Origin of the sequence: Streptomyces cylindrosporus (genome assembly GCF_022698165.1) — a bacterium.
Classification (GTDB): Bacteria; Actinomycetota; Actinomycetes; order Streptomycetales; family Streptomycetaceae; genus Streptomyces; species Streptomyces cylindrosporus.
The window spans coordinates 47,244-72,080 of sequence record NZ_JALDAY010000011.1 but is presented as its reverse complement, the minus strand read 5'-3'; the positions used below and the strand labels follow the sequence as shown (position 1 = coordinate 72,080).

The following is a 24,837-nucleotide window of genomic DNA, read 5'->3' as shown; positions in this document are numbered from 1 at the left end:
CGATGGCGACAACTCTGGCCGACGACAAGGTCGTCCGGCCCGTGGCAGGCGGCCGCCGCTCACCCCTGTGGTGGGCGGCGGTCGCCCTGCCGTCCGCGGTGGCCGTCGTCTACACGGTGGCCACCCGGCGGCTCACGGGGGACCTGCACTACGTCCTGGCCGCCCTGCGCACCGGCGGCAAGGCCGGCTACTCGCCGTCCGAGGTCTTCACCCACCGCCCGTTCTTCTACCGCTGGTTCATCGCCCTCCTGGACGACCTGACCTCCTTCTTCGGGGGCAGTACGTCGGTCCGCGAGGCCCTGATGGGAGCGGCCGGCGTCCTGCTCGCCGCCGCGGCCGGACACGCCCTCTTCCTCGCGCTGCAACGCCGGGTCACCGGCCGGGAGGCGGCCCTCACGGCGGGCGCCACCGGCCTTGCCCTGGCGCTCGCGCCCCGCAACGACTTCCTCCAGCCGGAGTGGACCGCGGTCGTCCTGGCCGTCTTCGGCGTCGCCGCGGCCCTCGGCCCCGAAAGGCCCTGGCGGGCGGCCCTGTTGGCGTGCCTCCCGCTGGGCCTCGCGGTGATGATGAAGTACTCCACGGCAGCCACGGCCGCCATTGGGATCCTGCTCGTGTACGTCGTCGACCGGGGCCGCGCGGTCCGGGCCGCGCTGATCGCCGTACCGGCGTCGGCGGCCCTGTTCGGGCTCAGCGCCCTCGGCGGCTCGCACGAGCTGCAGTGGACCCACGACATGCCGCTGATCAACCAGTCGGCGCTCAGCAGAACGGGCATCCACCCGCACTTCATCCTCACCCGGTCCTACGAGTTCCTCGCCGACCGGGCCATCGCCACTCCGGTGCTGCTGCTCGCGCCGGGCGCCCTGCTGCTGGTCCTCAGCCGTGTCCAGGGCCGACTGCGACGGGCCGAGATCCTGCTCGTCGCCCTGCTGATCGGCTCAGCCGCCCTCGCGGTCGTGGTCGTGCAGGGCAACTGGTTCCTCTACCACGCGGCCCAGATGCCGGTCCTCGCCGCCGCCCTGTGGGGCCTCGCGGTGAGCGGCTCCCGCCGGAAGGTGCCGTGGCTCTTCGCCGCCGTGTCACTGGCGTACGGCGTGCTGCCCGTGCTGTACGCGCAGGCGCCCAAGGCCGACCAACGCCCGTACGTCATCTGGGCGTTCGGGCTTCTCGCGCTGCTCGCGGCCCTCGTGGACGCGGTGCTGGAGCGGCGGCCCCGCTCGGACGGCGTGGCACCGGCCGTCCTGGTCGCCCTCACCGGCCTGGCGTGCCTGGCCGCGACCATCTGGCCCGGCTCCCCGCACCTCGTCTTCGACGGCAAGGTGACCGAGACCAGCAGCCAGTACCTGGCCGGGATGCGGGCCACCCAGAAGGAGGCCGACCGGGTGCGGGCCGAGATGCCCGCGAACGCCCCGGTCCTCTACCTCGCCTTCGGCGACACCACGTACTACGTGGACCACGCGGCCCAGTGCCGCTACCCGATCTCGACCTTCCTCCAGCGCACCCGCTACCTCCCGGACGTGGCCGACCTGAAGTCGTTCAAGGAGAACGCCGACTGCGTCGACCACCACCCGGCCCCGTACGCGGTCCTGGAGCGGCCGTGGTTCCGGCCCGGAAAGGTCGACCCGGAGCTGTGGCGCCGTATCAAGGCCGTCTACGACTGCCCCAGGACGGCGAGCCCCGGGCCGAGGATCGTGCTCTGCGTCAGGCGTTGAGGCCGAGCGACCCGGTGACCTTGCGGGCCATGGCCACCGAGTAGCTCTGCCCGCGGTCCTGCGGGTAGATCTGCGCCATCGTCGCCAGCGTGACCCGGCTCATGGGCGTTTCGTGGGCCGGGATCAGCGCACGGTACTCCGGCGTCACCACCGGCTGCGCGAACCCGGCCTTCGAGAAGTGCCAGTCCTTGATCCAGGAGGCGTCGAACTCCGGGTTGATCTTCCGCAGATACGGCACGAACCGGGTCAGCAGCTCGCCCGGCTCGGTGGTGAACCGCCAGTCCTCGCGCTCGACGTAGTTGCCGACGTAGAGGATGTGCCGGCCGCCGTACACCGACGGGTCGATCATCCGGGTGTGCTCGACGACGGCCAGGAACGGGAAGCCGGGCTCGTTGATGTTGAGCCAGTAGTACGGGATCACGCTGCGGTCCAGCTCCAGCACGAAGCAGGTCGCGCCGAGGTACTGGTTCTTCCACACCGCGTTGTCGGTGGGCAGTCCGGCGGCCTTCGCGAAGGCGGGCTGCGGGGTGGTGACGATCAGCCGGTCGAAGTCGTACGACGACCCGTCCGCGCACCTCACCACCGCGGGCGAGGCGTCGCCGTCCTGCCGTATCGCCTCCACCGCCTTGCCGAACTCGACCTTCCCGCCGCGCTCCTCGATGCCGTCCCGCAGCGCCGCGTAGACCCGCTCGAACCCGCCGTCCACATAGCCGAGTTCGAAGGTGCGGCAGTGGATGCGGGCCCACAGCCAGGCCATCGACACCTGCTCGGCGCGGTCGCCGAACTTGCCCTTCAGCAGCGGCTCCCAGACCGCCGCGGTGGCCTTCTTCCCGGCCCACTTGCGCAGCCAGGCGAGGGCGGTGAGGTCGTTGAAGCGCTCGCCGTCGCGCACGGCCTTCAGCGCGGCCGAGGAGCCCGCGAAGCGCACCGCGTCGACGGGGGAGAACTCCGGGAAGCGGATCATGTCGAACGGGGTGGTGAAGTCGATCAGCCTGCCGCCGCGGTAGATGCCGGTGGTCGGCTTGTGGAAGCGCAGGGCCTCGCCCAGGCCCAGCTCCTCGATCAGGGCGATCATCGCCTTGTCGCTCTTGAAGATGTGGTGGTAGTAGCGCTCCAGCGGGACGCCGCCCACCTCCAACGAGGCGGCGAGACCGCCGAGTTCGTCGGCCGCCTCCAGGACGGTGACCTGGTGGCCGGCGCGTACGGCGTCCCAGGCGGCGGTCAGCCCGGTGGCACCCGCGCCGATGATGCCGAGGTTCATGCGAAGCTCCACTTTCTGTTGAGCACGAACTGGAGCGCCAGGACCAGCGGCAGCGAACCCGCCTTGACCAGGTTGGCGTCGATCCCCAGGCCGTCGGTGAAGGCGAGGAAGAGCAGGTCGGTGAAGGCGATGCCGGTCAGGCCGACGGCGTAGAAGCGCAGGAAGCGCACGAAGAGCCGGTCGCGGCGCTCGAAGGTGAACTTCGCGTTCAGCACGAAGTTGTTGGCGATGCCGAGGGTCGTGCTGATGCCGTTGGCGAGCTGCTCGTCCATGCCGGCGAGGTTGTGCAGCAGCAGGAAGACGACGAGGTCGAGGGCGACGCCGCTGCCGCCGATGAGGGTGTAGCGGATCAGCTGGCGGGAGACCTGGGGCGGGGCGGTCGCGGCCTCAGCGGTCATCGTCCCCGCCGATCACCTCGCGCACCAGGTACAGCGGACGCCCCTGCGCCTCGCTGTAGATGCGCCCTATGTACGTGCCGATGACGCCCAGCGACAGCATCTGCGTGCCGCCCAGGAACAGCACCACGCACATCAGCATCGTCCAGCCGGAGACGGTGATCTCGGGGCGGAAGAACTTCATGCCGAGGGCGTAGAGGATGCCGAGCAGGGAGAGCGCGAGGACCACGAAACCCAGGCGCGTGATCATCTTCAGCGGGGCCGTGGAGAAGCTGGTCATGCCGTCGACCGCGAGGCGGGCCATCTTGCGCAGCGGGTACTTGGTCTCACCGGCGAAACGTTCGTCCCGGTCGAAGGCCACCTCGGTCTGGGTGTACCCCATCGAGGCGACGATCCCGCGCACGAACCGGCTCCGCTCCCGGTACTTGCGCAGCTCGTCGGCGACCTTGCGGTCCAGGAGCCGGAAGTCGCCGGTGTCCAGCGGGATGTCGACCTCGGTGGAGGACCGCAGCAGGCGGTAGTAGAGGTGCGCGGTGGCCTTCTTGAACGGCGTGTCCTGCCGCGACCGGCGCCGGGCGTGCACGATCTCGGCACCCTCCCGCCAGGCGTCGACCAGCTCCAGGCTGACCTTCGGCGGGTCCTGCAGGTCGGTGTCCATGACGATCACCGCGTCGCCCGAGGCGATGTCGAGGCCCGCGGTGATGGCGATCTGGTGGCCGAAGTTGCGGGCGAAGTCGACGACCCGGACCCGTGGGTCCTGCTCGGCGAACTCCTTCAGCAGGGCCAACGATCCGTCCGCGGAACCGTCGTTGACGTAGACAAGCTCGAAGTCCAGCTCGGGCCGGGAGGCGAGGGCGGCGGTGAGCTCGGTGTGGAAGGCGGTGATGCCGTCCTGCTCGTTGTAGACGGGCAGGACGTACGAGATCAGCGGCCGCCTGGCCGGCACCGGCTCGACCGTCGCCAGCGTGACGGGGGCTATGTGCATTGACGGAAGCTATGGAGCTTCTGTTAACCGCACCCAAACAGCCCGCGTCGGAAGGAGGGCTTCCCCGTTGCGCTTCACCCCATGCCCACCAGCCGCTTGAGCCGGGACATCGGCGACACCTTCGGTTCGGCCTCGTACGCCTTGCGCAGTTGCGCGAAGTGGTCGGCCCGGGTGCGGCTCAGGTACTCGTCCGTGAGGAGGGGCTTGGCGATCGACCAGGCGCGCCTGTGCTGCCCGTCGTAGTGGCAGACGTACGCCTTCGCCAGTTCCAGCACGGACTTGAAGGGGATGCCGTCGGTGTGGTCGCGGTCGACGCGGTCCTGGACGGCGGTGATCAGGTCGAGCTTCTCGTCGACCGTGTAGGCGTCCTCCGAGACGCGCTTCAGTACGTCCCCGGGGATCGGCTTCGTCACCTCGAAGGCGAGGGTGGAGCGGATCGGCGGGCCCGCGATCTCGATGTACGGCAGCAGGGCGCCCGTGCTGTGGTGCAGCCAGGGCAGCCGCGGTCCCGCGAAGTCCTGGTGCAGGACGACCGAGCCGGGCTGCAGCCGGGTCAGGAAGCGCTCGGACACACAGCGGAAGACCCTGGCCGTCTTGGCGATGTCGATGTGCAGGAACTCGACCGGGCTGGTGTCGTCCGGGTCGGAGGTCTGCCACAGGTCGCCGGCGTGGATCTCCAGGAAGGGCAGGAAGGGGGAGAGACGCTCGCGGAAGTCGTTCAGGAAGGAGTTGTCGTCCTCCGGCTTGTGCCCGGCCGTGAAGAACTTCTCCGAGGCGAACGTCCCCTTGCCGACCCGGAAGAAGTCGTACGCGTGCAGCCGCCCGGTCCTCCGGTCGAAGGCCGGGTTCTCGTCCAGCCCCATCGCCAGCATGTACGTCGATCCGCCGCCGCCGGCGCCGAGTTCGACGATCCGGTCCCGGCCCGTGAGGCGGTGGCGTCCCACGAGGTAGAGGAACTGGAGCTCCCACGTGCTGCACTGCGTGTAGGGCAGGTCCTCCGGCAGCTCGACGCTGTCGAAGAGGGAGTAGAGCCGGGCGAGGTTCGTCATTGAGTGCCTCACGGGAGGAGTCGACGGGGCGGCTTCCGAGATCCTAGGGATCCGGAAGCCGCTTTACCGTTGAATCACATGAGTAAGTCAATCATCGCCTTGCATTTCCATCAGCTTTACGCCGGGTTTGCCGATGGTTTGCCTACCGCTTCACGACCTTCCGCAACGCCCGCGCCCGGCGCACCACCCGGCGCGCGGTGGAGCTGCGCGGCAGGAACGACAGCCGCTCCGGGATGCCGCCCGGCAGGCCCAGCGAGGTCAGCCGCTTGCGCTTGAAGTACCGCTTGGTGCGCGGGCCGAAGTGCTTCGCGAGGTAGCGCTCGGCCGCCGGGCGCAGGCCCGGGTGGATCTGCGGCTGCATGGTGAAGCTGATCGCGTCGACCAGCCCGCTCAGCGTGTCGGCCGGGACCGTCTCCTCGCTCCCTCGGCCCTCCAGGTCCGGGATCAGCGCGTCGGCGAGGACGGCCGGGACCCGGTTGCTGTTCTGGTACGGCGTCAGGCGGTCTAGCAGCGGCTCGGTGCCGATCCGGGCGACCGGCAGGCCGTAGAACGCGGACGCGGTGAACAGCGCGGTCGAGAAGCAGCCGACGACCAGCGCGGGCGGCGACTTCTCGAACAGCACCTCGGCGAGGACGGGCAGGTCCAGGACGGTGAGGTCGACGCCCAGCTTCTCCGCCTCGGCCTCCAGGGCGCGGCTGTAGCGGGCCGGCGCGGTGGGGTGCGGCTTGAAGACGATCGACCGGTGACCGCGCTCGACCGCCCCGCGCATCATCCGCACATGGAGGTTCTCCTCCTCCTCGGGGGAGAGGATGTTCAGCGCGGACAGGTACTGGCCGAGCAGCAGCGCCGAGTCGGACGGCAGCAACGGCAGGTCCTGGACGGAGGCGGTGAGTTCGCCCATCGCCTTGAGGAAGGCCTCGGTCGGCACGATCTGAGCGGGCACCTCGAACTCGGTGAGCAGCACCGGCGCGAGGCCGGGCACCAGGTCCAGGTGGAGCAGCCGCCGCACCCGGGTGCCGACCAGCGGGTCGAGCTTGTTGCGGGTGGGGCCGTAGCTCATCAGGCCGTCGGCGTAGACGTGGATCGGGGCGTCGGTGAACAGCTGGGCGACCGTCAGCGCCGGGCTGACCTGGATCGACTCCAGGACCAGCTCCACCCGGTCGTCGCCCAGCTTCCACAGCAGCCGCAGATAGCGCTCGAACAGCGGGATGTCGTCCGGGCGCGGGGCCCAGGCGCCGGGGTGGAAGGGGCTGATCGCCTCGTTCCAGGACAGCACCTCGTCGAAGTGGTCGCGCAGCGGCTCGAAGCCGGGCATCGCGTCGACCGGCGGGGTGGTCTCGGGCGTCGCCGAGTTGTTGAACACGAGGAGCAGCCGGCGATCTCCGTCCGTCTCCGTGAAGCAGTCCGACTCCAGCGCGGCGGCCAGCGTGGTCGCGCCGTACAGCGTCGAGACGCAGAAGATGCGGGTGGTACGGGACATCAGGCGGCCGCCTTCGCAGTGGTGACGCGGCGCCGCAGCCGCCGCAGCTTGGAGGAGCGGTGCATGTCCATCGTCTCCAGGACGTCGCCGAGCGCGTCCTGCGGCATACGCTTTATCGCCGCCGCGCTCATGGTCCGCAGCTGCTTGGCCACGGCGGGCTCCCACTTGCTCTCGTCGGCGAGATGGTGGGCGATGATCGCGCAGTACGTCCGTACCGCCTTCGGCAGCAGCTTGTCCGCGTCCGGGTCCTGCGCCGTCTCCTCGATGACCTGGTCGAAGGCGCGGATGAAGTCGAGCTGGCGGACGTCGCCGATCTGGGTCAGCGAGGAGGCCACCCCGCGCCGGTAGAAGACGCCGAGCAGGCTGATCACGGCGAACGACTCCGCCTCGCGGTGCAGCTTCCAGATCCACGGCCGGTCCTCGGCCGTGCGCAGCCCGTCGGTGAAGTGCAGCAGGCCCTTGTCGAGCAGCCGGCGGTGGTAGGCGCCCGCCCAGGCGTAGGCGTAGTCCACCGAGGTCGTGCGGTCCGCGGGCAGGATCGCCGCGCGCGGGTCGAAGGCCTCCCAGCGGCGCCCGATCGGCACTCTGTGCACCGTGCGCGCGCGGGCGGTCGCCTGCACATGGTCGGTACGGACGAAGTCGCAGCCCAAGTCCTCGATGGCGGCCACCAGTTCGGCGAGGTAGCCGGGGGCCAGCCAGTCGTCGCCGTCCAGGAACGTGAGGTATTCGCCCTGCGCCGCGTCCAGGCCGGTGTTGCGCGCGGTGGCGAGACCCCCGTTCTTCTCGTGGCGGATATGGCGCACCTGCGCGACATCGGAAAGATCTTCGGCCGCGCGTTCGAGAATGGCCGGAGTTCCGTCCTTGGAATGGTCGTCGACCAGGATGAACTCGAAATCCTTGCGGGCGTTCAGGCGGAGGCTTCTGAGGGTGTCCGGGGCGAATTGCTGCACGTTGTAGAACGGCACGATCACGGAGAGCTTTGGCACGGTCGAGAGCCTAGGAGGCGGCCCAGCAGCGAGTCTTTCCGGTGCCCGTACGGGGGGTGAACTCAATGTGTCGGAACGGTGCATCCCCTGTACTTTCGCTGCTTCGGTGAGCCAGTTCGGCTCTCGGCGGGGTGTTGTTAACTTTTTGGACAGATGCGGTTGGGCCGCGCCTCGGAATTGCTTCCTAGCGTCTCTGTCGTGCCACCAAGTACAACGAAGCCCACGCGAATCGCCGTACTCGCGGACTCCGACACCCGCTGGAAATGGGGTGCGTTGACCGCGGCCCGTATCGCCCCGGGTCCGTCCATGGAAGCCGCACCGCGCGAGGACGCGCAAGTCGGCCTCCGGCTGAGCGGCTTCCTGCTGCGCGGACGGGCCACCCCGACCGCGCGACAGCTCGCGGAAGTTGGTGTCACGGCCGACTCCCTCAAGGAGGTCACGTCGGTCGAGTTCCTGCGCGCCATGGCCGAGGAGGAGTACGACGTCGTCGTCCTCGCCCTCGTCGGCGGCGGCGTCCAGGCGATGCTGCACGGCCTCAAGCGCGTGTGGGAGGGCCGCGAGCGGCGCCCCGTCGTCGTCACCGGCTATGTCGGCGTCGTCTACGAGAAGCTCGCCGACGGCCTCCTGCTGCGGCACGGCGCGGACCTCGTCCTCGCCAACTCCCGCCAGGACGCGGAGCGTTTCAGAGCGGTGTACGAGGGTGTGGGCGCCGACGCCTCGTCGGTGACGGAGGTGGCACTCCCGTTTCTCGGCGGGGCCTCGTACGAGGGTGAACACGACCCGTACACCGTGGTGTTCGCCGTGCAGCCGTCCGTCCCCGACAGCCGCAAGGACCGTACGTACCTGCTCAACCGGCTGATCCAGCACGCCAGGCTGCACCCCGAGCGCGAGGTGCTGCTGAAGCTGCGCTCCAAGCCGGGGGAGCACACCACCCACATCGAGGAGCAGCCCTACCAGAAGCTGGTCCAGCGGCTCGATCCGCCGGCCAACTTCCGCCTGGTGTACGGGAACATGGGCGAAGTCCTCGACCGCACCGACCTGCTGGTCACGATCAGTTCGACGGCCGCGCTGGAGTCGCTGCACCGGCGTGTCCCGACCGTGATCCTTACCGATCTCGGCGTGCGCGAGACGCTCGGCAACCACCACTTCGTCGGGTCCGGGTGCCTGGCCTCCTGGGACCAGCTGGACTCCGGGTACCGGCCGGTGCCGGACCAGGACTGGGTGGCCCGGCAGGGGGTCGCGGCGGACGGGTCGTACGCGTACGCCTTCGACGCGGCGCGTGAGCGGATCGCCAAGTTGCTTGGCCGGCCCGGTGGGTTGGCGCCGCTGACCCCCTACTACACGCCGGCCACCGCGCCGGGGTATCTGCCGGGGATTCTCGCTCGTCATCACCTCGGGCCGGACGGAAGTCCGCTGCCGGGTGCGCCTGCGGCTGACAAGGAGCCGGGGCCGGTGAGGCAGATCGTGCGGCGGGCGGCTCGGGGGGCCTATCGGCATGGGGTGCAGCGGGTGGCGCCTGTTATTCGGCGGATGGGGGAGTTGTGAGCGGCATCGGGGGTGCCGGGGGCGGTCGTTCGGCGGGTGCGGCGCCGTCTGGGCTTGTCGCGCAGTTCCCCGCGCCCCTGGAGGGCGGCTTCGCCGGCCCTCCACCTATCTCTGTGAACCCTGCGCAAGGAGTGCAAGCCATGTCCGACTCACCGGCCGACGCCGGGGCCACCGTGCGCCGTGTTCTCGCCGTCATTCCCGCTCGCGGGGGCTCCAAGGGTGTGCCCGCGAAGAATCTGCTGCCCGTCGGCGGTGTGCCGTTGGTGGCGCGGGCCGTGCGGGAGTGTCTGGCGGCCCGGCTGGTGACCGATGTCGTGGTGTCCACCGACGACCAGGCCATCGCCGCCGCGGCGCGTGAGGCCGGTGCCGAGATCGTGCTGCGGCCCGCCGCCATCGCCGGGGACACGGCGACCTCCGAGGCCGCGGTGCTGCACGCGATGGATGCCCACGAGGCCCTGCACGGCGCGTCGGTGGACGTGGTGCTGCTCGTGCAGTGCACCAGCCCGTTCATCATCCGCGAGGACGTGGACGGCGTCGTCGAGGCCGTCGTCGACAACGGCGCCGACACCGCGCTGACCGTGGCCCCCTTCCACGGCTTCGTCTGGCGGGACGCCGACGACGAGGTCGCGGCCGGCAGCGTCGCCGAGGCGGACGCGGCCACCGGCGGCGGCTACGGCGTCAACCACGACAAGTCCTTCCGCCCGCGCCGCCAGGACCGCCCCCAGGACTTCCTGGAGACCGGCGCCGTCTACGGCATGGACGCGCCCGGCTTCCGCAAGCACCAGCACCGCTTCTTCGGCCGTACCGAGCTGGTGCGCACCGACCCCGCCCGGGTGCTGGAGATCGACGACCCGCACGACATGGCGCGGGCGCGTGCCCTCGCGCCCCTCTTCGACGCGGACCGGCCCGGTTCGCTGCCGAGCGCCGACGACATCGACGCGGTCGTACTGGACTTCGACGGCACCCAGACGGATGACCGGGTGCTGATCGACGCCGATGGAAAGGAGTTCGTCTCCGTGCACCGCGGGGACGGGCTGGGCATCGCGGCGCTGCGCAACAGCGGCCTGAAGATGCTGATCCTCTCCACGGAGCAGAACCCGGTCGTGGCCGCGCGCGCACGGAAGCTGAAGCTCCCCGTGCTGCACGGCATCGACCGGAAGGACCTCGCACTCAAGCAGTGGTGCGAGGAGCAGGGCATCGCGCCCGAGCGCGTGCTCTACGTCGGCAACGACGTCAACGACCTCCCGTGCTTCGCCCTCGTGGGCTGGCCCGTGGCGGTCGCGAGCGCCCACGACGTGGTACGCGGCGCCGCCCGTGCGGTCACCACCGTTCCCGGTGGCGACGGCGCGATCCGAGAGATCGCCAGCTGGATCCTCGGCCCCTCTCTCGACTCCCTCGACAAGTAAGGACAGTTCACTGCCATGAGCACCAACTCCCGTCTGCGCCAGTTCGGTTCGCGTACCGCCGGCCCCGGTCAGCCCGTGTACATCTGCGGTGAGATCGGCATCAACCACAACGGTGAGCTGGAGAACGCGTTCAAGCTCATCGACGTGGCCGCCGAGGCCGGCTGTGACGCGGTGAAGTTCCAGAAGCGCACCCCCGAGATCTGCACCCCGCGCGACCAGTGGGACATCGAGCGCGACACCCCCTGGGGCCGGATGACCTACATCGACTACCGCCACCGCGTGGAGTTCGGTGAGGACGAGTACCGCCAGATCGACGAGTACTGCAAGGAGAAGGGGATCGACTGGTTCGCCTCCCCGTGGGACACCGAGGCCGTCGCCTTCCTGGAGAAGTTCGACGTCCCCGCCCACAAGGTGGCCTCCGCCTCCCTGACCGACGACGAGCTGCTGCGCGCCCTGCGCGCCACCGGCCGCACCATCATCCTGTCCTCCGGCATGTCGACCCCGAAGCAGATCCGCCACGCGGTCGAGGTCCTCGGCAGCGACAACATCCTGCTCTGCCACGCCACTTCGACGTACCCGGCGAAGGCCGAGGAGCTCAACCTGCGCGTGATCAACACGCTGCAGGAGGAGTACCCGAACGTCCCGATCGGCTACTCCGGCCACGAGACCGGCCTGCAGACCACCCTCGCGGCGGTCGCCCTCGGCGCCACCTTTGTCGAGCGCCACATCACCCTCGACCGCGCGATGTGGGGCTCCGACCAGGCCGCCTCCGTCGAGCCGCAGGGCCTGCAGCGCCTGGTGCGCGACATCCGCACCATCGAGGCCTCCCTCGGTGACGGCGTCAAGAAGGTCTACGACTCCGAGCTCGGCCCGATGAAGAAGCTGCGCCGTGTCGCCGGTGTCGTCGCCGAGGCGGAGATCGCCGCCGCCGCGGGCGAGCCGGTCTCGGTCTGAGGACCAACAGGCAACTGATCAAGGGGACGGTCATACGTCGATGAGCCGCCGCGCCGGATCCGCCGGCCACTCCACTCTCGCGTTCGTCGAGAGCCCGGTACAGCTCCTGAACGTGCTGGAGTGGGCGCACGCCCATGCGCCCGGCGCGGGGCTCACCCTCGTCGTGCTGTCCCCGACCGACCCCATGACCCGCGGCCAGCTGCGCCGCATGGCCGAACTCGCCCGCGAGGAAGGCCACGAGGTCCGCTGGGAGGAGGCCCGCGGCGGTCCGGCGGCCCCCTTCCAGACGATCGGCGGCCTCACCGGCCGCCTCCGCCGGGCCGAACGGGTCGTCCTGGGCGACCCGTTCTCCCGCTACGTACAGCTCCTGCTGACCATCACCAAGGCGCGCGACCTCGTCGTCGTCGACGACGGTACGGCCACGATGGAGTTCGTCGCCCAACTGGCCAGCGGCGAGCGCCTGGTCCGCTGGCATCGCAAGGGCGGCCGCCCCGGCGCCCGCGACCTGCTCTTCGCCCCGGTCTCCTCCTCGGCCCGCCGCCGCCTCACCCCGAGCGAGAGGCGCAACGTCGAGATCTTCTCCTCGATGCCGATGGATCAGACCCCGCCCGGCGTCACGGTCCACGCCAACGACTTCGCCTGGACCCGCTTCCGCTTCGGCCCGCCCCGCATCACCAAGGGCGCGGACATGGTCGGCACCTCGCTGGTGGAGACCGGCGTGGTGGACGGCGACCGCTACCTGGAGGCCGTCCAGAACCTCGCCAAGGCCCACGGCGCCACCCGCTACTTCGCCCACCGCCGCGAGAGCACCGCCAAGCTCCACCGCCTCGCGGCCGAGACGGGCCTGGAGATCGTCCGCCCCGACCTCCCCCTCGAACTGATCGCCCGCCGCGGCCCGGTCGGCCGCACGATCCTCAGCTTCCCCTCCACGGTCGTCCACACCCTCCCACTGGCCCTGGCCGGCACGGAGGTCCGCGTCGCGGTCTGCGACATCGACCCGGCGTGGCTGACGGACAACGCGTCGCCGAGGGCGCAGGGCTTCCTGTCGGGGGTCACGGGGACGGCTCGGGATGTTACGCGGTTGCAGGCGGTCTCGGCGGTGTGATGCGGGGTCCCTCTTGTGCGGTACTCCGCGCCGGCCGGAGGAACGAACTGAGCGCCGTCACAAGGCAATAACAATCTTCACGATAGCAACTTCACAGAATTTGTGCGGCATATGGGTGGCTTGGTGAGTCTGTTCCTGTATTGCCCGACAGGAGTCGCACCGATCAGCCACAGGATGCAGAACCTCCAGAATATTGAATTCCAGTCAGGTCAACGGCGAGAACGGTCACTCGCTCCACTCTTGATGATTTCGTGACTCACCCGTTTGGATCTCTTCACAGGTTCTTGACTTTTGATCACGCCCACCTGCGGCGCACTCGGCGCCGCCGTGTGAGCGCAGGAGCTGTGATGAGACTCAAGGGGAGAAGAGTCTTCCCGTCGCTGAGACAGACCGCGTTGGCGGTCGCGGTGATGATGGCGGCGGAAACGGCGCTGATATCGCTGGAGACGGGGACGGCGTTCGCCGCCGGCTCGAACACGACCGAGGTGACGGTGGCCTCCGACACGAAGTCGGCTGCCTTGTCGGCGGATTCGGTGGCGGCGGCGTTGTTGATGGCGCGGTTGCAGGATCGGAAGATCGAGGTGCTGTCGGAGCGGTCGGCGACCGCGACGACGTATGCGCTGCCGTCCGGTGAGTTGCAGACGTCCACCTATGCCGGGCCGATCCGGCAGAAGGTGGATGGCAGTTGGAAGGACATTGACACCTCGCTGTCGGACACGGGTGCGTCGCTGGAGCCGGATGTGGCGGCGGCGGACATCGCCGTCTCGGACGGCGGTGACACCGCGCTGGTGTCGGTCGACAAGGGGAGCGAGTCCTTCGGGCTGGGCTGGGAGTCGAAGCTGCCCACCCCGACCGTGAAGGACGCCACCGCCTCCTACGATCTGGGCGACGGACAGAAGCTGACGGTCACCGCGCTGGCGCAGGGCTTCAGCCAGAGCGTGGTCCTGGACGCCAAGCCCGGCAGCGCCCCGGAGTACCGGATCCCGCTGAAGCTGGAGGGGCTCACCCTCTCGGTGGCCGACTCCGGCCATCTGCTGCTGAAGGACTCCGACGGCAAGCTGGTCGCCGAGGCGCCCGCGCCGATGATGTGGGACTCTTCCAAGGACGACGCCTCGGGCGAGTCCAGGCACCAGGCGAAGGTGGCCACCAAGGTCGAGACCGCCGACGACGGTTCCCAGACCCTGGTGCTGACTCCGGACGCGGACTACTTCGCCCAGGACCTGACCTACCCGGTCACCGTCGACCCGACCTCCACTCTCGCGGTGACCACCGACACTTGGGTGCAGACCCCGGACTACACCGACTCGCAGGTCTCCTCGACCGAGCTGAAGTCAGGCACCTACGACGCGGGCACCGACGTGGCGCGCTCGTATCTGAAGTTCGACGTGTCGGCCTTCAAGGGCAAGCACATCACCGACACCAACCTGGCCCTGTACTCGTACTACTCCTCGACCTGCTCGACGACCGGCTCGGGCACGGTGGTGCGCCGGGTCACCGAGGACTGGGACTCCTCCTCGGTCACCTGGTCCACCAAGCCGGCCGGCACCACCACCGGTCAGGTCGTCAACACCGCGGCGTTGGGCTACAGCAGCTCCTGCCCGGCGGGCACGATGAACTTCGACATCGACGCCATCACCCAGGCGTGGGCGGACGGTACCGCCAACTACGGCCTGCTGATCCGGGGTGTGGACGAGACGGACTCGCTGACCTGGCGCCGGTTCCGCTCCGCCAACTACGTCTCCGGTGACGGCTCGACCGAGCCGCATCTGACGGTGACCTACAACTCCTACCCCTCGACGCCGAGTTCGTCGGCGATCTCCCCGTCGCAGGTCAACACGTACAACGGCAAGCGGTACGTGACCTCGCTGACCCCGACGCTGTCGGCGAAGGTGACCGACCCGGACGGCTCCAGCACCAAGGGCCAGTTCGAGATCACTGCCGACCCGACGTACGCGGACACCACGTACTCCTACACCGGCATCTCCTCGCCGGTGTCCTCGGGTTCGACGGCCAAGCTGACGATCCCGTCCGCCTCCGCCTTCCCGGCGGGCACACATCTGCGTTACCGGGTTCGGGCGTACGACGGGACGGACTACGGCTCCTGGTCGGGCTACACCACGTTCGTGATGAACACCGGCCTGCCCGCCGCCCCGACCGTGTCGTGTGACACGTACGAGGAGAGCGGCTGGACGGCCAAGGCCGACGACGCCGTCTCCTGCACCATCGACACCTCGTCGTCGGACGGTGCCGGCTACTACTGGGGTCTGGACAACTCCTTGCTGCCGAACAAGAAGCTGGACACCACGGACGGCACCGGCGGCGACTCGGCCACCGTCTCGATCGAACCGGCGAACGGCTGGCACACGCTGTACGCCCGCACGGTGGACTCCGGCGGCAACCTCTCTTCGACCACCACCAAGTACGCCTTCGGCGTCGGCGAAGACGGCGCGGCCATCCTGTCCCCGTCCGACGGCGACACCACCGCCCGCCGCCTCACCCTCTCGGCCAAGGGTCTGACCACGTATACCGGCGTGACCTGGCAGTATCGCCGTGGCGAGACCGACGACTGGCACACCGTCCCAGTCGGCGACGTCACCGCCTCCAGCGACTCCGTCTCCGCCTGGCCGGTCACCGTCACCGACGGCACCGCCACCAAGCTGGTGTGGAACACGGTGAGCACGCTCGCCGAGGACGGCGCGATCGAACTGCGCGCCGCCTTCACGGACGGCACCACCACCGGCCACTCCCAGACCGTCGAGGTCACCCTCGACCGCGACGCCGGCACCGCCCCGACCGCCGAAGTCGGCCCCGGCTCGGTGAACCAGCTGACCGGTGACTACACCCTGTCGGCCACCGACGCGAGCGTCTTCGACGCGAGCGTGGGCCGCACGTACTCCTCGCGCGCCAACGACACGGACGCCGAGGGCCAGGCCGAGATCTTCGGCCCCGGCTGGACCTCCTCCGTGGCCGGTGAGGCGAGCGGGTACACCCAGATCCGCAAGACCTCCGACACCTCGGTGGAATTGCTCAGCGCCGACGGCAGTGCGGTTGCGTTCACGCTGGACTCGGATGGCGGTTGGAGCCCGCAAACCGGTGCAGAGACCCTGACCCTGACCGGCACCCTGTCCGGCTCGAAGTTCACGCTGACCGACACGGCCGCCAACACCACGGTGTTCCAGAAGGCGGCGTCCGCGGCGACGACCTGGACCCTGTCTTCCTCGGCCTCCGCCATCGACGACAGCACCGTCACCATCGCGTCGGAGACCGTCGTCTCCGGCAGCGAGACCCTCGCCCGCCCGAAGTACGTCATCTCACCGACCGGCGCGGTCACCGCGGCCGCCTGCCAGACCGAGCCCAGCACCAAGGGCTGCCGTGTCCTGGAGTACGTCTACGCGTCCACCACCACCGCCACCAGTTCCTCGCTCGGCGACTATGCCGGCCAGGTAAAGGCAATCAAGCTGTGGGCCACCACCCCGGGCGACAGCACCGCCACCTCCGAAACCCTCGCCTCCTACGCGTACGGCACCTCCGGAAAGCTCCGCCAGGTCTGGGACCCGCGGGTCAGCCCCGCGTTGAAGACGGAGTACACCTACGACTCCGACGGCCGCGTCGAAACCCTCACCGAGCCGGGTCAGTTGCCCTGGACCTTCACCTACGGCAAGGCCGGCTCCGCGCTGACCGCCGGTGCGGGCATGCTGTTGTCGGCGTCCCGTGCGACTCTTGCTTCGGGCAAGGACACGGTCGACGGCTCCAGCACCACCCAGAGCGTGGTGTATGACGTACCGCTGTCCGGCAGCAGCGCGCCCCATCAGATGGACGCGGACACCGTGGCCACCTGGGCACAGAGCGACGTCCCGACCGACGCCACGGCGGTGCTCGTCCAAGATGCGGTCGCCGCGTCCCACGCGGGAGCGGACCTGAGTGCGGACGCCTACGGTGCGGCCACGACCACCTACATGGACGCGAACGGCAACGCGGTCGACACGGTCACCCCGTCCGGCGCGATCACCACCACGACGTACGACCTGTACGGCAACGAGGTGTTCTCGCTGTCCGCCGCCAACCGTGAACTGGCCCTCGGCACCGGCGACGACGCCGACACGCGGCTTGCGGAACTGGGCCTGACCGCGCTGTCGACGGCCGACCGCGCGGAGGAACTCGCGGAGGTCACCGAGTATTCGGCAGACGGCCAGCGGATCACCGGCACCTACGGCCCGCTGCATGTCATCACGCTTGCCGCGGCTGCCGGCTCGTACGCCGCCGGAGACACCGTGCCGGCGCGTGAGCACAGCGCGTACCGGTACGACGAGGACCGTCCCTCGGACGCGGCCGTCTCCGATCTGGAGACCTCCTCCACCACCGGGGCCTCGGTGCCGGGGGTGGGCCCGGACGCCGACACCGTGACCACGGCCACCAGCTACGACTGGGCGACCGGAGAGGTGAAGAGCTCGTTCACGGGTGGCTCGGCCACCGACCACGTCTACACCTACGACGACAGCGGACGGATCGCCACCTCGCGCACCGCGGGCTCGTCCGGCTCGGACGCGGCGACTCTGGAGTATGAGTACTACTCGGCCTCCGGCTCCGGCACCTGTGTGAATGTGGCCTGGGCGGGACAGCTGTGCCGGACCAGCCCGGCGGCGGCGATCACGGGCGGCGGCAGCAATCCGACCGCGGCCACGACCACCACCTACGAGTACAACCGGTGGGGCAAGCTCACCAAGGCGACGGAGACCGCGGGGAGTTCGGCTCGTACCACGGTCAGCGCCTTCGACACGGCGGGCCGTCTGACGTCCGTCACGGTCACCGGTGACCTCGGCAAGAGCGTGACCGCCTCGACGTACACGTACGACGAGGATTCCGGGGTGATGCTCTCCCAAACGGCGAACGGCCAGACGGCGGTCTCGGACTATGACCGTCTCGGGCGGCTGCTCTCGTACGACGACGGGGCGGGCGACACGACCACCTACTCGTACGACTCCCTGGGCCGGCTGGTCTCCTCGGTCGATTCCACGGGGGCGAGCACTACGTACAGCTATGACGCCGACGGCAACACCACCACCGCCAAGGACTCCGAGGCGGGCACCTTCACCGGTGCCTACGACGCCGACGGGCACCTGACCGGTCAGACGCTGCCCGGCGACTACACCGAGACGGTCACTGTCGACCCGGTCGGCAACACCACCTCGCGGGTGTACGAGGACAGCGCGGGAACCACCGTCCTGTCCGACTCGGCCGACTACCTCATCACGGGGCAGCAGGCCGGGCACACGCAGACCGAAGGCTCCTCCGTCGAGACCGCCTACGCGTACGACGACCAGGGCCGCATCACCCGGGCCGCGGACACCACGGCCACCGGCTGCACCACCCGCGCGTACACCTACGACGCGTCCGGCAACCGCACCGCGCTGGCCACCACCGCCAGCACGGTCGCCGACTGCAGCACGACCACGACCGCGACGACCAGTCACAGCTACGACTCCGCCGACCGTCTCGTGGACGACGACTACACCTACGACGCCCTCGGTCGCACCCTCGCCGACGGCACCAGCACGTACACGTACTACGCCAACGACCTGGCGGCGTCCATCACCACCGGCACCAGCCGTACGAGCTATGGTCTGGACGCGGCGGGCCGGCCCGCCGTGACCACGGCCGCGAGCACTGCGGACGGCGGGACCACCTGGACGACGGACACCGTGACGACCAGTCACTATGCCAACGACAGTGACTCCACGGCCTGGTCCGAGACTGGCTCGGGCAGTGTCACCAGGGACGTCCTCGACCTCTCGGGCGCGCTCGCGGCCAGGGTGACGGACGCGGGCTCGCCGGTGCTCCAGATGCAGAACCTGCACGGCGACATCGCGGTGACCCTGAATCTGGACGACTCCGGCACGGCCACGGTCAGCCACTACGACGAGTACGGCAACGTCCAGAGCGACACGACCTCGCTCGCCTTCGGCTGGCTCGGCTCGTACCAGCTCAGGACGGACACGGCGAGCGCAGTCAGCGTCATGGGCGCCCGCCTGTACAGCGCCGCCACCGGCCGCTTCCTTCAGGCCGACCCGGTATACAGCGGGAGTGCGAACTCGTACGACTACTGCAACGCGGACAGCGCCAACTGCACCGATCTGGACGGCACCTGCCCGAGCGGGTGGAAGCACCTCGCGGCGAAATACGCCTGTGAAGGCCTCAAATGGCTCGCCGGCACGGTCATCACGGCGGTGGGTGAGACTCTCTGCCTGGCCTATGCGGCGGCGATTCTATGGGCCTGCTCCGGCATCGTGCTGGGCGTGGCGGCGGCGGTGGCGTACGCCATCGACGCCAAGTTCGACGGCGGGTTCACCTGGAGCAAGTTCTTCCAGGAGTTCGTCGTCGGAGCGGCACTCGGCATGACGGCAGGTGCAGCCGGGCAGTGGATCTCGAAGAGGCGGGGCGGCCGGAAGGCTGTCCGAAGGATCGGAAACTACATCATCAAGATGGGCAGAAAGGTTCCCAAGATCAGGCCCTTCACCACGCACCTCGCGCGCAGAATCACGTCGGCGTTGTGATGCGCGGCCTCATCAAGCAGTTGCGTATCTCGGTCCTGGTCGTCCTCGGGGTCAGCATCGTCGATCTCGTGACGAGCGTCGTCGAGAACCTGCGGTCCGGGAAGCTTCTGGCGACTCTGGGTGACTGGGCTCTGACCACGGTGCTCTTCTGCGCCCTCGTGGCCGTGATCCACTCCGCGATCTACGGTGCCGTGCACATCGGGCGCCCCGAGGGCAGGGAGGCGCGAGGTGTGAGGGCGGGCCTGCTGGTCCTGTTGCTCATCGATCTGAGCATCGTCTGGCCTCTGTTGAGTGCGGCCACCGGCAAGTCGGCGCTGTACGCGGCGACCTGCGTGGTGGTAGCCGCCCTGCCGCTGCTGACCTGTGCCGTGGCATGGGCCTGGTCGAGGCTGCGAGGGGAAGGCGCGGACATCGCACGTAACAGCGCCCTGCTCTTCGGCGTCCTGGCGCTGCTGCCGCAGCTTCCGGCTGCTGTGGCCCTCCTCGTGGCGGCGTGACAGCGCCTCTCGGATGACGAACGAACGGCCCGCCGGAGGTTTTCCCTCCGGCGGGCTCTTCGTAGTGTTGAAGGTCTTCGTGCACTTCTGGCCGACCGGGACGCACGCCTTGCCGTGCTGAGCGTCCTGATACCAGCGGATCACCTCAGCCTGAAGGTCCTCCGTACCGGTTGAGGGCCGCTGCTCGGCGCACTCAGCGGCCGGGTCACCCGACAGGGCATGTCAGTTCGGGCTCGTGCGGTACGGAGAGCACGTCACCACCGAGAGCGACAGATACGAGGCGCGTTCAGGGTGATACTCGAGTGAGACGTCGGCTCCCCAATCCAGTCTGGTTAAAGGAAGTTGACAAGCGAGGCGAGACGGGCCACGTCTCGGTCTGTCTCTGAGCCGAAGCGGGGCGCGTCCCATGTGCCACGCACCGGGGTACGTGGTTTGACGAGCCAGTACGCCGTTTCCAGCGGCGGGAGATCCACGGTCGGGAACTCCGCCGTCACCTCGCGACAGCGTTGGATCAACTCCGGCTTGCTTCCGGCCGGAGGCGGCTGAGGGTGCGGTGGACGCCGCAGGGCTTCATTGACCGGTCCCGATTCCCTTTGGGAACGGGACTGGCCGTTTGCTGTCGCCCAGGGCCCAAGCGTTGTCGCCGATACGGGGCGGGGCCACGCACCCTCCGGTACAGGGTCCTCCGCATGCTTTCACGAAAGAGGCCTCGTCGATGTCCAGCCCGTACAGATCGGGGCTGATCGGGCTCGTGGGCACCGCCGAACCGCTCGCCGCGGAGCTGGAGGGTGGGAGGGGGCTCGGGTTGGTCATGGCTTGCGCGGAGCAGTGGGGGTGGCGGCCCTCGGCCAGGTTCGGGGATCGCGGGAAGTATGTCTGGTGCCGGCTCGGGGCCGCGTAAGGCGACCTCGTGAGTGATGCGCGGTCAGCCGTCCTTCCGGGCCAGCAGATACGCCCGCGGACGCGTCTCGTCCTCGTACGGCTCCCGGAGCACGCGCGCGTGCAGTCGCAGCCCCGCCTTGGCCAGCTGTTCCGCGACCGCGTCCGGCGTGCGCCAGTAGTAGTCGAGGGAGATCTGCTGCTCGAAGCGCTCCGTCAGGTGCAGGTGGCCCTCCTCCTCGCCGCTCTGGAAGCCGAGGAGTACATGGCCGCCGGGGACCAGGACGCGGTGGAACTCGGCGAAGGCGGTGGGGAGATGGTCGTCGGGGACGTGGATGATCGAGTACAGGGCGAGGATTCCGCCGAGCGTCTCGTCCGGCAGGTCGAGGGCCGTCATCGAGCCCACGTGGAAGCGGAGCGCGGGGTGCGTCTCGCGGGCCAGGGCCACCATCCGGGGCGACACGTCGACGCCGAACACCGGCACGCCGAGGGCGTCCAGGCGGGCGGTGACATGGCCCGGACCGCTGCCGACGTCCGCCACCGGCGCCGTACCCGCCGAACGCACCAGCTCGGCGAAGCCGTGGACCAGCGCCAGGTCGAGGGGTCTGTCGCCCAGCCAGTCGGCGAACTGCTCGCTGTAGGGGCGGGCGATCGCGTCGTACGAGGAACGGGTGGCGTGCAGGAAATCCGGACTGCCCGGTATCTCGGAGCTCACGGGCCCGCACCCTACTAGCCGTCCTCGGGCCGCCAGGTGAAATCGCCGAGAGGGTCCCGCGAACTCTCCGCGACCTCGGCATCGTCGGCCCCGGTGTCGATCTCGACCGGCGGGTGGCGCCACCGCTGGTACAGCGACACCGCCAGCACCAGCAGCCAGCCCGCCAGCATCATCACGACCAGCAGCCCCAGCACCAGCCCGGCCGTACCGAGCACCCCGAATTTCGCCAGCGTCCAGGGGATCTGCTCCTCGCCGCACCCACAGGCCTCCATACGGCCAGCCTGCCCGCCACCGGCCCCCGTGCACGCTGTGTGTCGGAAACGTCGCGCGGTGGTGATGATTCCGGGATACGGGACCGATTGTCCCGCAGTGCGGTCCCGACAGGTGAACAGAACCGCCGGGGAAGGGCGGGGCGTGGTATGCGTAGAGAAAAGATGGTCCTACCCATCTCCAACCGTACTCATGCGTCGCGCGGTCAGATTTTCTTCCCCTGACGGGTTGAACTTTTGTTGATCGAGGGGTGGTTGACCACACCGGCGTCCTACCCTTTAGAGGGTGAAGCAACTGATGTCACTGGAGTCCGAGGTCGATCTCCCCGGGGAAGCCGAGCTTCCCGGTGCGCTGCCCGAGGCCCTGCGCGCCGAACTCGTAGCCTTCCGCCGCGACTTGCACATGCACCCGGAACTCGGCAACCAGGAGTTCCGTACGACGGCGGCGATCAAGGCGCGACTGGAGAAGGCCGGCCTGAAGCCGCGCGTCCTGGCCATCGGGACCGGGCTCGTCTGTGACATCGGGGAGTGGGACGGCGGGCGGCCCATGCTCGCGCTGCGCGCCGACATCGACGCGCTGCCCATCCCGGACACGAAGAGTGAGTGCTCGTACCGCTCGACCGTGCCCGATCGGGCGCATGCCTGTGGTCATGACGTTCATACGACCGTGGTGCTCGGCGCCGGGCTCGTGCTCGCCGAGCTGCACAAGCAGGGGAAGCTGCCGCGGCCGGTGCGGCTGCTGTTCCAGCCTGCCGAGGAGGTGCTGCCCGGCGGCGCCGCCGACGCCATCGAGTGCGGGGTGCTGGACGGGGTCGGGCGGATCGTCGCCGTGCACTGCGACCCCAAGGTCGACGCCGGGCGGATCGGGCTGCGCGAGGGCGCCATCACGTCCGCCTGCGACCGGCTGGAGGTCGCGCTGGACGGCCCCGGCGGCCACACCGCCCGGCCGCACCTGACCACCGACCTCGTCACCGCCGCCGCCCGCGTCGCGATCGACGTGCCCGCGCTGGTCGGGCGCCGTGCGGACACGCGCAGCGGGCTCGCGGTGACCTGGGGGCGGATCGAGTCCGGGCACGCCCCGAACGTCATCCCGCAGCACGCCGAGCTCTCCGGGACCGTGCGCTGCCTCGACATCGCCGCGTGGCGGCAGGCGCCGGACCTGGTGGTCGCGGCGATCGACGAGGTCGCCAACCTGCACGGGGCGAAGTCGGAGATCAACTACGTGCGCGGGGTGCCGCCGGTCGTCAACGACGGTGACGTCACCGGGCTGCTGCGGGACGCGATGACGGCCCGCCGTGGGGCGCAGTCGGTCGAGGGGACCGAGCAGAGCCTCGGTGGGGAGGACTTCTCCTGGTACCTGGAGCACGTCCCCGGCGCTATGGCCCGGCTCGGTGTTCGGACGCCGGGGGAGCGGACTGTGCGGGATCTGCACCAGGGTGACTTCGATGCGGATGAGTCGGCGATCACTGTGGGGGTGGAGTTGTTCACGGCGGCGGCAATCATCGACGCTGCGGGCTGATGCCGGGCGCCTACGGGGGTGCCGTGGGGGGCCGTCAGGCGGGTGCGGCTTCGTCGTGGCTGGTCGCGCAGTTCCCCGCGCCCCTTGGGGCGCGGCCCGCTCGACCCCTCTCCAGCGGCTCCCCGGAACCCCTTCCGCCGTCCGGCGCAACATGGTCGTAAGCCAATCGTGCGCACTTCGAAATCCGGGTGTGTGAAGGGACCGGAGCCCGAGTTCAGACGGTGTTTGCCTCGAATCGATAACGGCTTCGGAAGAGGTCTGTTTCCGACATCTACGCGCGTTACGATGCCGCGAAGCCGACGCCGCAGGGGCGTCCAGGCCCGAGCACTGGCAAGGTGCTCACATGAAGCGCCGACAAGGCGCTCAGGTCAGGTGAAGGAGCCTCCCGTGCGCCGGGTAGCCAAGCTTTCCGCTGCGTGTATCGCGACCGCAGCTCTCGCACTGACTGCCACCGCGTGTGGCAGCACCTCCTCCGAGAACGACAGCTCGTCCTCCGCTTCCTCCAGCAGCGGCAAGGGCGGCATCAAGATCGGCCTCGCCTACGACGTCGGCGGCCGTGGTGACCGTTCCTTCAACGACTCCGCCGCGCGCGGCGCGGACAAGGCCGAGAAGGAGTTCGGCGGTTCCATCAAGGAGCTGACCGCGAAGAGCTCCGACACCGAGGCCGACCGTGAGCAGCGCCTGACCGACCTGGCCGACGCCGGCTACAACCCGATCGTGGCCGTCGGCTTCTCCTACGCCACCTCGGTCGACAAGGTCGCCGCGAAGTACCCGAAGGTCAGCTTCGGCCTCATCGACTCCGTCGCGACCGCCAAGAACGTCGACAGCATCACCTTCACCGAGGAGCAGGGCTCCTACCTGGCCGGTGTCGCCGCGGCGCTGAAGACCAAGAAGGACCACGTCGGCTTCATCGGCGGCGTCGACACCCCGCTGATCAAGAAGTTCGCGGCGGGCTACGAGCAGGGTGTCAAGGACACCAACTCCAAGGTCAAGGTCGACGTCCAGTACCTGACCCACGGCTCCGACCTGTCCGGCTTCGCCAGCCCCGACAAGGGCAAGGAGGCCGCGTCCGGCATGCTCGACAACGGCGCCGACGTGATCTACTCCGCGGCCGGCTCCTCCGGCAACGGCGCGATCGAGGCCGTCTCCGGCGTCAAGGGCGCCTGGGCCATCGGCGTGGACTCGGACCAGTACAACATCCCGGGTCTGAGCAAGTACAAGAACTCGATCCTGACCTCGATGGTCAAGAACGTCGACGTCGGTGTCTACGACTTCATCAAGTCCGTGCACGACGGCAAGCCGCTGACCGGCAACCAGGTCTACTCCCTGGCCAAGGGCGGCGTCGGCCTGGCCACCAGCGGTGGCTTCATCGACGACATCAAGAGCCAGCTGGACGCCGCGAAGAAGAAGATCGTCGACGGCACCGTCAAGGTCAAGACCAGCTGATCCGACGGTTCTCCGTCGCAGCCTCGGCTCGACGAGGGGGCGTTCGACAGACCCCCTCGTCGAGCCATAACAATGTGTCAACTCTA

Annotated in this window: 17 protein-coding genes and 3 pseudogenes; 10 read left to right on the top strand and 10 right to left on the bottom strand. The window is 69.3% G+C overall.

Annotated elements, in window-relative coordinates; all coding sequences use genetic code 11:
• The first annotated feature begins 2 nt into the window (after nucleotides 1–2).
• A complete protein-coding gene (locus MQP27_RS33280; RefSeq protein ID WP_242771636.1) occupies nucleotides 3–1,709 on the top strand; it encodes a hypothetical protein in 1,707 nt (568 codons plus the stop codon).
• Here MQP27_RS33280 and MQP27_RS33275 read toward each other — a convergent pair.
• The 6 genes from MQP27_RS33275 to MQP27_RS33250 form a co-directional block, all read right to left on the bottom strand.
• Complete coding sequence (locus tag MQP27_RS33275) at nucleotides 1,699–2,970, bottom strand: NAD(P)/FAD-dependent oxidoreductase (protein WP_242771622.1); 1,272 nt, start codon at nucleotides 2,968–2,970, stop codon at nucleotides 1,699–1,701. The two genes, MQP27_RS33280 and MQP27_RS33275, sit on opposite strands and share 11 nt — an antisense overlap.
• A complete protein-coding gene (locus MQP27_RS33270; protein ID WP_242771619.1) occupies nucleotides 2,967–3,368 on the bottom strand; it encodes a GtrA family protein in 402 nt (133 codons plus the stop codon). The genes MQP27_RS33275 and MQP27_RS33270 overlap by 4 nt, the downstream gene beginning before the upstream one ends.
• Nucleotides 3,358–4,350 (bottom strand): glycosyltransferase family 2 protein, encoded by a 993-nt coding sequence (locus tag MQP27_RS33265; RefSeq protein ID WP_242771616.1) that lies wholly within the window; start codon nucleotides 4,348–4,350, stop codon nucleotides 3,358–3,360. The genes MQP27_RS33270 and MQP27_RS33265 overlap by 11 nt, the downstream gene beginning before the upstream one ends.
• A 74-nt stretch (nucleotides 4,351–4,424) precedes the next feature.
• The gene (locus MQP27_RS33260; protein WP_242771613.1) at nucleotides 4,425–5,399 is read right to left on the bottom strand and encodes a class I SAM-dependent methyltransferase; all 975 of its coding nucleotides are present in this window, start codon (nucleotides 5,397–5,399) and stop codon (nucleotides 4,425–4,427) included.
• A 142-nt stretch (nucleotides 5,400–5,541) separates the two neighbouring features.
• On the bottom strand, nucleotides 5,542–6,879 hold the full coding sequence (locus MQP27_RS33255; protein WP_242771610.1) for an alpha-2,8-polysialyltransferase family protein: 1,338 nt from the start codon (nucleotides 6,877–6,879) through the stop codon (nucleotides 5,542–5,544).
• Nucleotides 6,879–7,865: a glycosyltransferase family 2 protein gene (locus tag MQP27_RS33250; RefSeq protein WP_242771595.1), complete on the bottom strand. Its 987-nt coding sequence runs from the start codon at nucleotides 7,863–7,865 to the stop codon at nucleotides 6,879–6,881. Before MQP27_RS33250 ends, MQP27_RS33255 begins: the two co-directional genes overlap by 1 nt.
• A 198-nt stretch (nucleotides 7,866–8,063) precedes the next feature.
• On the opposite strand from MQP27_RS33250, the gene MQP27_RS33245 reads away from it, so the two are divergent.
• The 6 genes from MQP27_RS33245 to MQP27_RS33220 all read left to right on the top strand — a co-directional run bounded on the left by MQP27_RS33245 (nucleotide 8,064) and on the right by MQP27_RS33220 (nucleotide 19,923).
• Nucleotides 8,064–9,410 (top strand): DUF6716 putative glycosyltransferase, encoded by a 1,347-nt coding sequence (locus MQP27_RS33245; RefSeq protein WP_242771592.1) that lies wholly within the window; start codon nucleotides 8,064–8,066, stop codon nucleotides 9,408–9,410.
• 140 nt (nucleotides 9,411–9,550) lie between these two features.
• Complete coding sequence (locus MQP27_RS33240; RefSeq protein ID WP_242771588.1) at nucleotides 9,551–10,816, top strand: N-acylneuraminate cytidylyltransferase; 1,266 nt, start codon at nucleotides 9,551–9,553, stop codon at nucleotides 10,814–10,816.
• 15 nt (nucleotides 10,817–10,831) lie between these two features.
• The gene (locus tag MQP27_RS33235; RefSeq protein ID WP_242771585.1) at nucleotides 10,832–11,770 is read left to right on the top strand and encodes an N-acetylneuraminate synthase family protein; all 939 of its coding nucleotides are present in this window, start codon (nucleotides 10,832–10,834) and stop codon (nucleotides 11,768–11,770) included.
• 40 nt (nucleotides 11,771–11,810) lie between these two features.
• Entirely contained in the window at nucleotides 11,811–12,875 is a 1,065-nt protein-coding gene (locus MQP27_RS33230; RefSeq protein WP_242771582.1) for a hypothetical protein, read from the top strand.
• Nucleotides 12,876–13,222: 347 nt separating this feature from the next.
• A complete protein-coding gene (locus MQP27_RS33225; RefSeq protein ID WP_242771579.1) occupies nucleotides 13,223–19,426 on the top strand; it encodes a DNRLRE domain-containing protein in 6,204 nt (2,067 codons plus the stop codon).
• Nucleotides 19,426–19,923: a hypothetical protein gene (locus MQP27_RS33220; protein WP_242771560.1), complete on the top strand. Its 498-nt coding sequence runs from the start codon at nucleotides 19,426–19,428 to the stop codon at nucleotides 19,921–19,923. The genes MQP27_RS33225 and MQP27_RS33220 overlap by 1 nt, the downstream gene beginning before the upstream one ends.
• A gap of 205 nt (nucleotides 19,924–20,128) precedes the next feature.
• Here MQP27_RS33220 and MQP27_RS33215 read toward each other — a convergent pair.
• Nucleotides 20,129–20,489, bottom strand: a pseudogene (locus MQP27_RS33215) (hypothetical protein).
• Nucleotides 20,490–20,529: 40 nt separating this feature from the next.
• A pseudogene (locus MQP27_RS33210) lies at nucleotides 20,530–20,667 on the bottom strand (DUF397 domain-containing protein); the annotation flags it as partial.
• A 31-nt stretch (nucleotides 20,668–20,698) separates the two neighbouring features.
• On the opposite strand from MQP27_RS33210, the pseudogene MQP27_RS33205 reads away from it, so the two are divergent.
• Nucleotides 20,699–20,824: pseudogene (locus MQP27_RS33205) on the top strand (ATP-binding protein); the annotation flags it as partial.
• Nucleotides 20,825–20,848: 24 nt separating this feature from the next.
• Here MQP27_RS33205 and MQP27_RS33200 read toward each other — a convergent pair.
• Together MQP27_RS33200 and MQP27_RS33195 are read right to left on the bottom strand one after the other, a co-directional pair.
• The gene (locus MQP27_RS33200) at nucleotides 20,849–21,517 is read right to left on the bottom strand and encodes a class I SAM-dependent DNA methyltransferase (protein WP_242771541.1); all 669 of its coding nucleotides are present in this window, start codon (nucleotides 21,515–21,517) and stop codon (nucleotides 20,849–20,851) included.
• Between the two features lie 14 nt (nucleotides 21,518–21,531).
• Nucleotides 21,532–21,789, bottom strand: coding sequence for a hypothetical protein (locus MQP27_RS33195; protein WP_242771538.1), 258 nt, complete (start codon nucleotides 21,787–21,789; stop codon nucleotides 21,532–21,534).
• Nucleotides 21,790–22,084: 295 nt separating this feature from the next.
• Between MQP27_RS33195 and MQP27_RS33190 the strand changes: the two genes are divergently transcribed.
• Both MQP27_RS33190 and MQP27_RS33185 read left to right on the top strand, forming a co-directional pair.
• Nucleotides 22,085–23,305, top strand: coding sequence for an amidohydrolase (locus MQP27_RS33190; RefSeq protein WP_242772762.1), 1,221 nt, complete (start codon nucleotides 22,085–22,087; stop codon nucleotides 23,303–23,305).
• A gap of 387 nt (nucleotides 23,306–23,692) precedes the next feature.
• Nucleotides 23,693–24,751 (top strand): BMP family lipoprotein, encoded by a 1,059-nt coding sequence (locus tag MQP27_RS33185; protein WP_242771535.1) that lies wholly within the window; start codon nucleotides 23,693–23,695, stop codon nucleotides 24,749–24,751.
• The last annotated feature ends 86 nt before the right edge of the window (nucleotides 24,752–24,837 follow it).

Bases quoted from the DNA above. Each gene is read 5' to 3' on its own strand.
- MQP27_RS33280 (WP_242771636.1), top strand. From the start codon at position 3: ATGGCGACAACTCTGGCCGACGACAAGGTCGTCCGGCCCGTGGCAGGC.
- MQP27_RS33275 (WP_242771622.1), bottom strand. From the start codon at position 2,970: ATGAACCTCGGCATCATCGGCGCGGGTGCCACCGGGCTGACCGCCGCC.
- MQP27_RS33270 (WP_242771619.1), bottom strand. From the start codon at position 3,368: ATGACCGCTGAGGCCGCGACCGCCCCGCCCCAGGTCTCCCGCCAGCTG.
- MQP27_RS33265 (WP_242771616.1), bottom strand. From the start codon at position 4,350: ATGCACATAGCCCCCGTCACGCTGGCGACGGTCGAGCCGGTGCCGGCC.
- MQP27_RS33260 (WP_242771613.1), bottom strand. From the start codon at position 5,399: ATGACGAACCTCGCCCGGCTCTACTCCCTCTTCGACAGCGTCGAGCTG.
- MQP27_RS33255 (WP_242771610.1), bottom strand. From the start codon at position 6,879: ATGTCCCGTACCACCCGCATCTTCTGCGTCTCGACGCTGTACGGCGCG.
- MQP27_RS33240 (WP_242771588.1), top strand. From the start codon at position 9,551: ATGTCCGACTCACCGGCCGACGCCGGGGCCACCGTGCGCCGTGTTCTC.
- MQP27_RS33235 (WP_242771585.1), top strand. From the start codon at position 10,832: ATGAGCACCAACTCCCGTCTGCGCCAGTTCGGTTCGCGTACCGCCGGC.
- MQP27_RS33230 (WP_242771582.1), top strand. From the start codon at position 11,811: ATGAGCCGCCGCGCCGGATCCGCCGGCCACTCCACTCTCGCGTTCGTC.
- MQP27_RS33225 (WP_242771579.1), top strand. From the start codon at position 13,223: ATGAGACTCAAGGGGAGAAGAGTCTTCCCGTCGCTGAGACAGACCGCG.
- MQP27_RS33220 (WP_242771560.1), top strand. From the start codon at position 19,426: ATGCGCGGCCTCATCAAGCAGTTGCGTATCTCGGTCCTGGTCGTCCTC.
- MQP27_RS33195 (WP_242771538.1), bottom strand. From the start codon at position 21,789: ATGGAGGCCTGTGGGTGCGGCGAGGAGCAGATCCCCTGGACGCTGGCG.
- MQP27_RS33190 (WP_242772762.1), top strand. From the start codon at position 22,085: ATGTCACTGGAGTCCGAGGTCGATCTCCCCGGGGAAGCCGAGCTTCCC.